Below are 12,123 nucleotides of genomic sequence, written 5' to 3' on the forward strand. Positions count from 1 at the left end.
GCCGCATCCGCCGGGGTCTCCGCTGCGGTCTCATCGGCCGGAGTCTCATCGACCGGCTCGGTGTCGGGGTCTTTCGCCGCCCGCGCGCACCCATCCCGACCACACGTACACGACAGACGGGCACCCGGAACCCCCGTCAACTCCGCCAACGCCGCCACCCGCTGCTGTCCGAGCGTGCGCCGATCATTACGACACACCCGCAACCCGATCAACGCCGCGATCCGATCCCGCAGAAACACCCCCACCTGGGCGGGCACACACGCCTCGATATTCACATGCCCAACCGCATCATTGGTGATCGACACCTGCGCGAACGCCTCATCAAACGCATCACGCTCCTGCGCCGAGGCCTGCGGATCCAACGAGATCAACACTTCCTCGAGCTGATCACGCAACACCGGATCCGTCGACGCCCGCAACCCCAACTCGAGCGCAACATCCTCAAACGACACCCCAGCATCCGTGCCGTCGGTGTCGGATGGTTTCGGGGCGCGTGAGGCCGCCCGCGCCATGATGTCGACCCGATTCGTACTGAACTCACCATCAAGATAGGCCGCCCGAATCGTCGGCACAGCTTCCAGCAACTCCGCCAACGACATCCACCGACCGGCCTTCGACCGCGAAATCCCCAACTGCAGCGACACCTCCGCCACCGCCGCCTTATCGGCCTTGTGCCGCATCATCATCTGAAAAATCGGTGGTGCCGTCGCCAACACATCCCGATAGGTGCGCTCCCCCAATACGCCGGCCGCCACCACCACCCGCGCCTCGGCCTGACGACTGAGCCGCAACAAATCCCGGCCCGACTCCCCCAGATCCATCGCCGACATCGACCCCACCACACGCTCATCACCCGACGGATCGGTCAGACATCGGTCGCGGTTTCCGAGAGTAATGTCTACCGATCGCGCCACCATACCCGGACACGGGGCGGGTTCACGTTCACGCGAGTAGCCTCGAGGACGTGACCGCGAGCACTCCCGACCGTGCGAGCACCCTGAAGATCCAGGGGCTCGCCAATCGAGTGGTGCGTACCCTCCTCGCGACTCCGGGGATCAGTCGTGGCATCGGCTCGCGGCTCGTCACGCTTTATGTCACGGGCCGAAAGTCCGGGCGCCACTACACGATCCCGGTGGCGTATCAACGTCAGGGCGATCGGCTGCTGTTGGGCACGCCGTTCGGGTGGGGCAAGAACCTGCGCACCGGCGAGCCCATCGAGATACGGCTGAAGGGTAAGCGCCGCACAGCCGACGTCGAGGTGTTCACCGAAGAGCCAGAAGTGGTCGCGCACTACGCGCAGATGTGCCGTGACAATGCGCAGTTCGCGAAGTTCAACAAGATTCGGGTCGGCGCCGACGGCACCCCGGACGCCGACGATCTGCACGCCGCATGGCAAGCGGGCGCACGCACGTTTTTGCTGACTCCTCGCTGATCGCCGGCCGGTCGCTCCGGTGGACACCCGGCGCTCCGGTCGCCATGGTGGACGGACCGAGAAAAGTCGAATACCGAGGAGAGCCATGTCCACCGGAATCATGCCGAAGTCCGAAGCCGCGGAGCTGATCATCGCCGAACGCATCCGCCAGGGACTCACGTGGGCCGACATCGCCGAGCGCATCGACGCGCCGCTGGTGTGGACCGTCGCCGCCCTTCTCGGCCAGCATCCGGTACCCGCCGACAAGGCGGTGACTCTGTGCGCGCATCTCGGCCTCGATGATCGCGTCGTCGAAGCCCTGGTGCGCCAACCGACCCGGACCGCCGACGCCGGGGCCGCCTCGGATCCGACGATCTATCGCTTCCACGAGGCCCTGGCCGTCTACGGGCCGGCCCTCAAGGAACTGATCCACGAGGAATTCGGCGACGGCATCATGAGTGCCATCAATTTCAAGGTCGACATCTCCCGGCGCCCGGACCCCGACGGCGACCGCGTCGTCGTCACCTTCGACGGGAAGTTCCTCGACTACCGCTGGTAACGCGCCGCGCCCCTCGGGGCTGCACGATCACCCGATCGAGCCATTCGGTCAGCAGCGGCCGCTCCCCTGGTGCACTGACCCACTGACCGAACGGCCAGTCGCGGAACAGGTTTGTTTTCAGATCATTGTGATCTCCGGCACGTCAGGCCTACGTTGACGACCGGCATCGCCGACGAATGCCGAATTCTCGCGAAGGACAGACCATGACTGATGTTGCCGCCGCTCCTCCCGACGTGATTGCCACGACCGAGCCCGCTCCCGCTGCGCCACTGGGCAATCCGGCAACCATCGGCGTACCGACGTTCATCGTCGGCTCGATCGCATTGGGCATGGTCCTGATCGGATTCGTGCCGGCGTCCGCGGTGGGCGCATCGATTCCGATCATCCTGGCCGCCACCGGAATCGGTCAGCTGGTCGCGGCCGTGTGGGCGTTGTCGCTCGCACAGAATGCTGTCGCATCGGTGTTCGGCATCTTCGCCGGGTTCTGGTTGAGCTACGCCGCACTCGTGCTGGGCCTCACCCACAATTGGTACGGCGTGGGCACCGACAGCGCGGTGGCCACCCAGGAGGTCTTTCTCACCTCGTGGCTGGTGGTGATCATCATGCTGACCCTGGCCACCTTGCGACTGCCGTTCGCGTTCACGCTGCTGTTCGTCCTCGTCGATCTCGCCCTGGTTCTCGTACTCATCGCGACCGCGCAGGGCAGCAGCACCATCCAAACGGTGGCCGGTTGGGTGGTATTCGCGTTCGCCGCGGTCGGTGCCTATCTGTTCTTCGACGCGATGTCGAGTTCGACTGGTGGTTCTCCACTGCCGCTGGGCCGTCCCGTCATCTCCTGACCGCCGGCCGGGTCCGCGTGCGGCGTCGACGTCAACTTCGGCGCCCCCGGACGGCCCCTCAGCGCCGACGCGATCGCCGCGCAGATCGAGAGCCCGATCGAGGCCAGGAACACGATCACCAGGCCGTCGTGGAACGGGCCGGTCAGCAGGCTCGGGAAGAACTCGTGGCCGGTGAGCGTCTGCTGCTGCTCGGTGCCGAGATGCTCGAGCACACCGGCACCGGCCAACAGATGCTCGATCGGGTTGACGCCCAACAGCGCCGAGAACAGCGACGCCACCGGCGGCAGATTCGCGATATTGTCGGCGACACCGGGGGGCACCCCCTGTTGCTGCAGTCCCGCCGACATGGTGGCAGGCAGATGCGCCGACAAGCCGACGATCATCAGGGAGAAGAACACCCCGATCGACAGTGCGGTCCCCGAATTCTGGAAGGTCGCACGCATCCCGGACGCGACACCACGATAACGGGCGGGGACGCTACCCATGATCGACGAGGTGTTGGGTGCGGCGAACATGCCGGTGCCGATGCCGTTCAGAGCGATGAGTAGCGCAAAAGCCCAGTACGGGAACACGATCGGCAAGAACAGCAGCCCGACGAAGCTCGATCCGAACACCACCATCCCGACGGTGGCGAATCCGCGGGCACCGAAGCGGTCCGACAGCGCACCGGTCAACGGGCCGGCGATGAAGAAGCCACAGGTCAAGGGCAGCATGAAGATACCGGCCCACAGCGGGGTGTCGGCATAGTCGTACCCGTGCAGTGGCAACCAGATGCCCTGCAGCCAGATGATGAGGACGAACTGCAGGCCACCCTGCGACAGCGACGCGCACAACGCCGCGAAGTTCCCAGCCGTGAACGCTCGAATCCGGAAGAGCGACAACTCGATCATCGGGTCGGCGACGCGGCTCTCGATCACCACAAAGGCGACGAGCAGCACGGCGCCCCCGACGAGCAGGGCCACGACGACCGGATTGGCCCAGCCCATGGTGTGTCCGGCATAGGGCTGCAGCCCGATGGTGATCGCGATGAGTATCGCCGACAGCCCGATCGCGAAGGCACCGTTGCCCCACCAGTCGATCCGGCCCGGATGCCGTTCACCGTTGTCGCGGAGCTTGCGATATGCCCACACCGTGAAGAACACCCCGACGGGCACGTTCACCCAGAACACCGCCCGCCAGTCCCACGCGGCCAGCAGCCCACCGAGGACCAGACCGCTCAGTTGCCCGGCGAGCGCGGCAACCTGGTTGAGGCCCAGGGCGAATCCGCGACGATCCGGGGGAAAGGCGTCGGTCAGGATGGCCGCCGAGTTGCCGGTGAGCATCGACCCGCCCAGCGCCTGCAACAGGCGCCACGCGATCAGCCAGATCGCCGCGCCCGAGGCGTGAAACGGGTCGAAGGACAACAGAATCGAGGCCACGGTGAACACCGCGAAACCGGCGTTGTAGATACGGACCCGGCCGAACATGTCGCCGAGACGGCCAAGGGTGGTGACCGCCACCGCCTGCACCAGGCGATAGCCCATGATCATCCACAGTAGGAAGCCGATGTTCTGCGAGGCCAGCGGATCGAGTCCGATGCCGCGGAAAATTGCCGGCAGCGAGATGATGACGATCGATCCGTCGAGTGCCGACATGAACACCGCCGCAGTGGTATTCGACAGCGCCACCCACCGGTAACCGGGGTCGTCGGTGACCGCACGGTCGTCTGTCGGCGCGCTCACAGGGCCTGCGCCACCCGGTCGAGGAGAGGCAGAGCCGCAGTGACCGTGCGGACCTCGTCGGCGTCGAGCACCGCGGCCATCGCCTCCGCGATGGCCTGCGTGCGGTGATTGCGCCGATCGCCGAGAACTGCGCGCCCCTGATCGGTCAACCGCAGCACCGCCCGCCGCCCATCGGACGGGTCCGGCGCACGCGCAACCAGTTCACGCTCGAGCAGTGCCGAGACCGTCACCCCCATCGACTGCGGGCTGATCTGTTCGCGGCGCGCCAGTTCGGCGGCGGTGCTCTCGCCGTCGCGATCCAGGCGGGCCAGCACCGTCGTCTCCGACACGCTCGGGTCGTCGGGGTGACGTCGCACCCGTAACCGGCGCAGCATCGTGCCCACTATCAGTCGCAGCTCCGATGCGGCGTCGAGAATCTCGTCATCCACCATGGTCATCAGTCTAGACTGATCAGTTTCGGTTGATCAAAAGACACGAAACGGTCAACACTCGCATATCGGATGATCGGAACGCCGCGAGGGCCGCGCGGTCAGTGCACCTGTTCGAGCAGTCGCAGCCACACCTCGCTGACGGTCGGGTACGCGGGGACGGCATGCCACAACTGCGCGAGCCGAACGTGGCCGGCAATCGCGATCGTGGCCGAGTGCACGAGCTCGGCGATGCCCGGCCCGACGAAGGTGGCCCCGACGAGCACATCCCGCTCCCGATCGATCACCAGTTGCGCGTGGCCGCGGTACTGTTCACGCTCCAGCGCCGACCCGGCGACCGCGATGTCGAGGGCCGAGATCTGCACGTCGACACCGCCGTCGCGGGCCGCCTGCTCGGTGATGCCCACGAACCCGACCTGCGGCCGGGTGAACACCACCTGCGGCACGGCCTCGTGATCGGCGGTCGCGCGGTAGCGCGGGTCGTCGAGGTCGCGGCCGTCGGCGCGGGCGGCGATCACCTCGCCGGCCACCCGGGCCTGATATTTACCCATGTGCGTCAGCGGCGCACGGCCGTTGACGTCGCCCACGGCATACAGCCAGGGCCGGCCGGCCACCGCCAGGTGATCGTCGACGTCGAGGCGCTGCGACGCGTCGATGCCGACGCTGTCGAGTCCGAGGTCGGCGGTCGTGGGCCGGCGGCCCGCGGCGACGATGATCTCGTCGACCTCGATCTCGTCGGTCACGTCGTCGCGGTCGACGATCCGCGCACGGACCGGGCCGCCGTGAATGCGGCCGTACCCGGTGTCCCGGACGTCCGCGCGGGTCACGTCGGCAAAGGTCGAACCGAAGCGGATGCCCACCCCGCGATCCCGCAGACATTCGGCGACCAGCTCACCTGCGAAGGGTTCCATGTTCGCGAGCAGACCCGATCCGCGCACGACGAGGGTGACCGAGGCGCCGAGGTCGGCCAGCCAGGTCGCGGCCTCGCAGGCCACCACGCCGCCGCCGAGGATCGCGACCCGGCCCGGCAGGTCGACCATGTTGGTGGCGTCGCGGGAGGTCCACGGCCGGGCGTCGGCCAGCCCGGGGATCGGCGGGATGGTCGCGGTGCTGCCGGTGGCCAACACGACCGCCTCGCGGGCGCGAATCCGCCGCGGACCATTGGTGTCGACGACCTCGACCTCACGCTCGCCGACGATCCGGCCCTGCCCCCGGATGACGTCGATACCGGCCGACGACGCCCACTTCACCTGCGAACCATCATCGCGATGTGAGGTGAATTCGTCTCGCCAGCGCAGCAATGCCGCCCGATCCGGCGCCGTCGACGCGACGGCGGGACGAGCGCCCGGCAGACCTTCGGCGGCGTCGAGCGCGGCGCCCGCGCCCAGCAATGCCTTGCTGGGCATACACGCCCAATACGAGCATTCGCCGCCGACCAATTCGTGTTCGATGATGGCCGCGGTGCGGTCGCTACCGGCAATCGCATAGTCGGCGGCGTTCTCGCCGGCCGGACCGGCACCGATCACCAGGACGTCATAGGTGTCTGCTGTGGTCATTCCTCCACCGTAGGCGCCATCACGCCACGCAACCCGACATCCGCCGCATTACCGGCGGACGGCTCCGGCCACGCCCCGAGGACGCTAATGTGCTCGCAAGATTCCGGCGTCACGTGGGGTTCACCAGCTGTTCGTATGCGTCCCCTACAGTCGCCCGGTCACTTCGGGGCGCTCGCTGCTGTCCCGGCCGAAGTTGCGACGAGGAGATGTGAGTTCATCGATGTTTGCCGGATTGGATCGACGGGAATTCTTGCGGCGGGTCGCCGCCACCGGCGGCGGGGCGCTCCTCACCTCGTGGGCCGCTCCGATCATCGACAAGGCCTACGCCTCGGCCGATCCCGGCGGCTCCGGATCACTGTCGGACATCGAACACATCGTGCTGTTCATGCAGGAAAACCGGTCGTTCGACCACTACTTCGGAACCTATTCCGGCGTAAGGGGTTTCGGTGAGTCCTCGCAGGTGTGGAAGCAGCACGGCTGGGCGCCGGGCAAGGGCCCGACACCCAACGGCTACACCATGCCGTTCCGCCTCGACACCACCACCGATGCCAACCTCGACGGCGAGTGCATCAACGATCCCGACCACACGTGGGCCGGCCTGCACCGCGCATGGAACGGTGGCCGCAACGACGGCTGGCTGCCGATGTCGATCGCCTCGGTCGGACCCGACAACGCCCCGGCGCTGATGGGGTACTACGAACGCGAGGACATCCCCGTGCACCGGTCGCTGGCCGAGGCATTCACCCTGTGCGACGGCTACCACTGTTCGGTCCTCGGGCCCACCGACCCCAATCGCCTCTACTGGATGAGCGCCTCCCTCGACCCGGAGGGGCGACACGGTGGTCCGCTGCTCGAAACCCCCACGCTCATACCGAAATTCGAGTATTCCTGGCGCACCATGCCGGAAAACCTGCGCGACGCGGGCGTCAGCTGGAAGATCTACAACAACAAGGATTTCGGTCCGGTCTCCTCGGTGATCCTCGACGGCATGATGGGCTGCTTCAAGCAGGCACAGAACCCGAATTCCGAACTGGCCAAACGCGGTATCGACCCGACCTACCCCAACGACTTCGCCGCCGACGTCAAGGCCGGCCGGCTACCCAAGGTCTCGTGGGTGATCCCGCCTGCCATGGAATGCGAGCACCCGGCGCTGCCCGCGGCGCTCGGTGCCGTCGGCATCGTGCAACTGCTCGACATCCTCACCTCCAACCCGGCGGTGTGGGAGAAGACCGCACTGATCATCAGCTACGACGAGAACGGCGGCTTCTTCGACCACGTCACCCCGCCGACCGCACCACCGGGAACCCCCGGCGAGTACGTCAGCGTCCCCGACCTCGGCCGCGTCTCCTCGTCGAAGGGCATCCGCGGACCGATCGGACTGGGCTACCGCGTCCCCTGCTTTGTGATCTCGCCCTACAGCCGGGGCGGGCTGGTCGCCTCGGAGACCTTCGACCACACCTCGCAGTTGCGGCTGATCGAGAAACGGTTCGGTGTCGACGTGCCGAACCTGACCGCATGGCGCCGGGCCACCGCCGGCGACATGACCTCGGCATTCGACTTCGGCAGCCGGCCCGACACCACCCGGCCGCACTTCGGCGACCCGAACCCGGCCGCACAGAACGCCCTCGTGCAATGTGGACCGAACATCGCCGCCGGAACGGCCGGACGCGGAACCCCGTATCCGGTCCCGCCCAACAGCATGCCGCGCCAGCAGCCCGGCACCCGCCGGGCGCCGACCGGCTGACCGGGTTCCGGCGGTGGTCGACATCCCGGCGCGTGATGTACTCGGCACATGATCGGTGCACGTGACCCCGGCCGCCCCGCCGCGGTGCTGGCGTTGAGCGATTCGGCAGTCGCCGGGCTCACCATCGGTATCTCCGTGTACGCCGCGGCGATCCTGATCGGCGTCGGTCTCGCGATCAGCGCCGCACAGCGCGGCCGGCGACGCCTGGCCATCACCTGCGCGGTGATCGTCGGTGTGCTCACCATCGCCGGAGTGATCGCCGCCGTGCTGAGCAGCGTCGCCTGAGCCCCTCGGGTCTGGCCCTCGGGAATCAGTGAGCCGCGCCACGTTTCGCCCGTCCGCGGCGTGAACGTGTAAGGTTGGACAACGAATGACCCGCCCTGTGCGGTGTCAGACGTCGTAGAACGACTGTTTTCGGCGGAGCCGCCCGGCCATCGCACCGATGGGCCACCGGGGCCATCACACCGATGACCCTCCGGGCCAGGAGCACCGCCTCGATCACTCCACTTCATACGGCGAACGAATGCGCGAGCCCGCGCCTTCGCCACCGATCTCGCGGACGTGGATGATCCCTGTGCCGTGAGACCTGCCCGAAAGGCACCCTCCATGGCCACATTCGAATCCCTCGGCGTGCCATCCGCACTCGTCGATGTCCTCGCCGCCGACGGCAAAACCGAGGCCTTCCCCATCCAGTCCGACACCCTGCCCGACACCCTCGACGGCGCCGACGTTCTCGGCCGCGGCCGTACCGGCTCCGGCAAGACGCTGGCCTTCGCGATCCCGCTGGTCGCCGGCCTGTCCGAGATGGACGTCACCCGCAAGCCGGGCGCCCCCACCGGACTCGTCCTGGCACCCACCCGCGAGCTGGCCACCCAGATCGCGACCGCCATCGAACCCCTCGCGGCGGCGCTCGGCCTGCGCGTCACCACGATCTTCGGCGGCGTCAGCCAAAAGCGCCAGGAAGATGCGATGCGTCGCGGTGCCGACATCGTCGTCGCCTGCCCCGGGCGCCTCGAAGACCTTGTGCAGCAACGTATTGTGCGCCTCGATGACGTAGAGGTCACCGTGCTCGACGAGGCCGATCACATGGCCGACCTCGGCTTCTTGCCCGCGGTCACCCGCATCCTCGCCGCCACTCCCGCCGACGGACAGCGCCTGCTGTTCTCTGCCACCCTCGACAACGGTGTCGACAAACTCGTCAAGCGCTTCCTGCACAATCCGGTGATGCACTCCGTCGACGACTCGTCGTCGCCGGTCGAGCAGATGACCCACCACGTGTTCGAGGTTGCCGGCGCCGGCGACAAGACCGCGCTGATCAACACCCTCGCCTCGGGTGTCGGACGCCGAATCCTGTTCACCCGCACCAAGCACCAGGCCAAGAAGCTCGCCAAGAAGCTGACCGCCGACGGCATCCCCGCCGTCGACCTGCACGGCAACCTCAGCCAGGCACAGCGTGACCGCAGCCTCGCCGCCTTCGGCAACGGCTCGGTCCGGGTACTCGTCGCCACCGACGTCGCCGCCCGTGGTGTCCACGTCGACGACATCGAGCTGGTGGTGCATGTGGACCCGCCGGCCGAGCACAAGGCCTACCTGCACCGGTCCGGCCGCACCGCGCGTGCGGGCAATGCCGGTGACGTCGTCACCATCTGCCTGCCCGAGCAGCGCCGCGACCTGCGCACGCTGCTGCACAAGGCCAAGATCACGGTGACCCCGCAGCGCGTCGACGCAACGTCGGCCGCCGTCGACGCACTCGTCGGCGAGCGGGCCGCCCACGTCACCCCGGCGCCCGAGCAGCCCGCATCGCAGCGCCCGGCACGGGGTCCGCGCCGCTCCGGTGGCCAGACCGGCGGCCGCAACCGCGGTGGCGCACCCAATGGACGTCAGCACAGCGGACGTCAGCGCGATGAGCAGTCGGCGGGCGGCCAGGGTTCGCGCGGTCGCTCCGGCGGCGGCCACCGGTCCTCGACCGGACATCCCGAGGGCAACGGCGCATCCCGGTCCACCGGTAATCGCGGTGGCAACGGCCGCAACGGCAACGGCCGGGCCGCCACCCGGCACACGACCTCCTCGGCACGCTGATCTGATCACACGCTGATCCGGTCAAGGCCCGGTCGGCGCCATGAGTCACCACTCATGGCGTCGGTCGGGCCTTTGCGTTCGTGCGGCTCCTCGCCTGTCCGCGCCCATCCGCCTCGGCGATTACCGACTGCTCGCTCGGCTATCGCTCGTCGGGCATAGTGTGTTGTGGAACACAGACGTGGCGCCACATCCCGGGACGGCGTCACCTCTCGAGACGGAGGACACATGCGCGAGATCACCAAGTTCTACATCGACGGCCAGTGGGTCGAACCCGCCGAACTCAACGTCACCGACGTGATCAATCCGGCGACGGAGAAGTCGGCCGGACAGGTCGCCCTCGGCTCCGCCGCCGACGTCGATGCCGCTGTCGACGCGGCCCGGCGCGCGTTCACCACCTGGGGCACCACCTCGGTCGACGAACGTGTCGGCGTGCTCAACGCGGTCATCGCCGAATATCAGAAGCGGATGGACGATCTGGCCGCCGCGGTCACCGAGGAGATGGGCGCACCGGACTTCCTCGCGAAGAACGCGCAGGTACCCATTGGGCTGGGCCACTTGATGGCCGCGGCGCAGGCACTGCCGAACTACTCGTTCGCGCAGGACCGCGGCACCTCGCGCATCGTCAAGGAGCCGATCGGCGTGTGTGGTTTCATCACGCCCTGGAACTGGCCGCTCAATCAGGTCATGTGCAAGGTGGCGCCGGCGCTGGCCACCGGCTGCACGATGGTTCTCAAACCCTCCGAGGTGGCACCGTTCTCGGCTGCGATCGTCGCCGAGATCTTCGATGCGGCAGGCGTTCCCGCCGGGGTGTTCAATCTGGTCAACGGCGACGGCCCGGGTGTCGGATCGGCATTGTCGGCGCACCCGGGGATCGACATGGTCTCGTTCACCGGTTCCACCCGTGCGGGGGTCGAGGTCGCGCGGAACGCGGCACCGACCGTCAAGCGCGTCGCCCAGGAACTCGGCGGCAAGAGCCCCAACATCATTCTCGACGACGAGGACCTCGCCGCCAACGTCGCGGGCGGGGTGGCGTCGATGATGGTGAACTCCGGGCAGTCGTGCAATGCGCCGACCCGGATGCTGGTCCCGGCCGCCCGGCTCGACGAGGCCGCCGACGCGGCCCGCTCGGTCGAGCCGAAGCTGACCGTCGGTGATCCGTCCGGTGACGTCCGACTCGGCCCGGTGGTGTCCGAGGCGCAGTTCGACAAGATCCAGGGACTGATCGAGCGGGCCATCGACGACGGCGCCGCCCCGATCTTCGGCGGTCCCGGCCGTCCCGACGATCTGCCGACCGGATATTACGTGCGCCCCACGGTGTTCCGCGATGTCACCAACGACATGGAGATCGCTCGTACCGAGGTGTTCGGGCCGGTGCTCGTGCTCATCGGCTACCAGGATCTCGATGACGCGGTCACGATCGCCAACGACACCGACTACGGATTGGCCGGCTACGTCTCCGGCAAGGACACCGAGAAGGTGCGCGAGGTCGGCGCCCGCATCCGTGCGGGTTCGATCTCGCTCAACGGCGCGCAACTCGACCCGTCGGCACCGTTCGGCGGCTACAAGCAGAGCGGTAACGGCCGCGAGTGGAGCGACTACGCCTTCGACGAGTTCCTCGAGGTGAAATCCCTTCTCGGATATGGCGCCTGACAAGCGCTGCAGGCCCGGGCCGTCCCGTCCGCACTGTGCGGACGGGACGGCCCGATCTCCTAGTGTCCCGCGCCGTTAATTCGTTTTAGAAGTCTGCCGAGGGATTCGAGTATCTCTTCGGCGGTCTTGGTCCACA

Annotated in this window: 10 protein-coding genes and 1 pseudogene; 7 read left to right on the top strand and 4 right to left on the bottom strand. The window is 67.6% G+C overall.

Annotated elements, in window-relative coordinates:
* Positions 1-830 (bottom strand): annotated as a pseudogene (locus ACPXB3_RS21900) (HNH endonuclease); the annotation flags it as partial.
* Positions 831-964: 134 nt separating this feature from the next.
* On the opposite strand from ACPXB3_RS21900, the gene ACPXB3_RS21905 reads away from it, so the two are divergent.
* From ACPXB3_RS21905 to ACPXB3_RS21915, 3 genes are all read left to right on the top strand, one after another.
* Positions 965-1,432 (top strand): nitroreductase/quinone reductase family protein, encoded by a 468-nt coding sequence (locus tag ACPXB3_RS21905; protein WP_425704664.1) that lies wholly within the window; start codon positions 965-967, stop codon positions 1,430-1,432.
* 85 nt (positions 1,433-1,517) lie between these two features.
* Positions 1,518-1,970: a cyanase gene (gene cynS / locus ACPXB3_RS21910; RefSeq protein ID WP_425704665.1), complete on the top strand. Its 453-nt coding sequence runs from the start codon at positions 1,518-1,520 to the stop codon at positions 1,968-1,970.
* 203 nt (positions 1,971-2,173) lie between these two features.
* A complete protein-coding gene (locus ACPXB3_RS21915; RefSeq protein ID WP_425704666.1) occupies positions 2,174-2,809 on the top strand; it encodes a GPR1/FUN34/YaaH family transporter in 636 nt (211 codons plus the stop codon).
* Here the strand turns inward: ACPXB3_RS21915 and ACPXB3_RS21920 are convergent.
* The 3 genes from ACPXB3_RS21920 to ACPXB3_RS21930 form a co-directional block, all read right to left on the bottom strand.
* Positions 2,734-4,530, bottom strand: a complete 1,797-nt coding sequence (locus ACPXB3_RS21920; RefSeq protein WP_425704667.1) for an MFS transporter — start codon at positions 4,528-4,530, stop codon at positions 2,734-2,736. The two genes, ACPXB3_RS21915 and ACPXB3_RS21920, sit on opposite strands and share 76 nt — an antisense overlap.
* The gene (locus ACPXB3_RS21925) at positions 4,527-4,967 is read right to left on the bottom strand and encodes a MarR family winged helix-turn-helix transcriptional regulator (protein ID WP_425704668.1); all 441 of its coding nucleotides are present in this window, start codon (positions 4,965-4,967) and stop codon (positions 4,527-4,529) included. Before ACPXB3_RS21925 ends, ACPXB3_RS21920 begins: the two co-directional genes overlap by 4 nt.
* A 92-nt stretch (positions 4,968-5,059) precedes the next feature.
* Complete coding sequence (locus tag ACPXB3_RS21930) at positions 5,060-6,514, bottom strand: dihydrolipoyl dehydrogenase family protein (RefSeq protein ID WP_425704669.1); 1,455 nt, start codon at positions 6,512-6,514, stop codon at positions 5,060-5,062.
* A 220-nt stretch (positions 6,515-6,734) separates the two neighbouring features.
* Here ACPXB3_RS21930 and ACPXB3_RS21935 point away from each other — a divergent pair, with 220 nt between their 5' ends.
* From ACPXB3_RS21935 to ACPXB3_RS21950, 4 genes are all read left to right on the top strand, one after another.
* Entirely contained in the window at positions 6,735-8,258 is a 1,524-nt protein-coding gene (locus tag ACPXB3_RS21935; RefSeq protein ID WP_425704835.1) for an alkaline phosphatase family protein, read from the top strand.
* 48 nt (positions 8,259-8,306) lie between these two features.
* A complete protein-coding gene (locus ACPXB3_RS21940) occupies positions 8,307-8,543 on the top strand; it encodes a hypothetical protein (RefSeq protein ID WP_425704670.1) in 237 nt (78 codons plus the stop codon).
* A 321-nt stretch (positions 8,544-8,864) separates the two neighbouring features.
* Positions 8,865-10,337: a DEAD/DEAH box helicase gene (locus ACPXB3_RS21945; RefSeq protein ID WP_425704671.1), complete on the top strand. Its 1,473-nt coding sequence runs from the start codon at positions 8,865-8,867 to the stop codon at positions 10,335-10,337.
* Between the two features lie 225 nt (positions 10,338-10,562).
* On the top strand, positions 10,563-11,987 hold the full coding sequence (locus tag ACPXB3_RS21950) for an aldehyde dehydrogenase family protein (RefSeq protein ID WP_425704672.1): 1,425 nt from the start codon (positions 10,563-10,565) through the stop codon (positions 11,985-11,987).
* The last annotated feature ends 136 nt before the right edge of the window (positions 11,988-12,123 follow it).

Origin of the sequence: Gordonia sp. DT219 (assembly GCF_049847065.1) — a bacterium.
GTDB lineage: Bacteria > Actinomycetota > Actinomycetes > Mycobacteriales > Mycobacteriaceae > Gordonia.

Excerpts from the sequence above, each read along its gene's own strand:
- cynS (WP_425704665.1), top strand. The coding sequence starts at position 1,518 with ATGTCCACCGGAATCATGCCGAAGTCCGAAGCCGCGGAGCTGATCATC.
- ACPXB3_RS21915 (WP_425704666.1), top strand. The coding sequence starts at position 2,174 with ATGACTGATGTTGCCGCCGCTCCTCCCGACGTGATTGCCACGACCGAG.
- ACPXB3_RS21925 (WP_425704668.1), bottom strand. The coding sequence starts at position 4,967 with ATGACCATGGTGGATGACGAGATTCTCGACGCCGCATCGGAGCTGCGA.
- ACPXB3_RS21930 (WP_425704669.1), bottom strand. The coding sequence starts at position 6,514 with ATGACCACAGCAGACACCTATGACGTCCTGGTGATCGGTGCCGGTCCG.
- ACPXB3_RS21935 (WP_425704835.1), top strand. The coding sequence starts at position 6,735 with ATGTTTGCCGGATTGGATCGACGGGAATTCTTGCGGCGGGTCGCCGCC.
- ACPXB3_RS21940 (WP_425704670.1), top strand. The coding sequence starts at position 8,307 with ATGATCGGTGCACGTGACCCCGGCCGCCCCGCCGCGGTGCTGGCGTTG.
- ACPXB3_RS21945 (WP_425704671.1), top strand. The coding sequence starts at position 8,865 with ATGGCCACATTCGAATCCCTCGGCGTGCCATCCGCACTCGTCGATGTC.
- ACPXB3_RS21950 (WP_425704672.1), top strand. The coding sequence starts at position 10,563 with ATGCGCGAGATCACCAAGTTCTACATCGACGGCCAGTGGGTCGAACCC.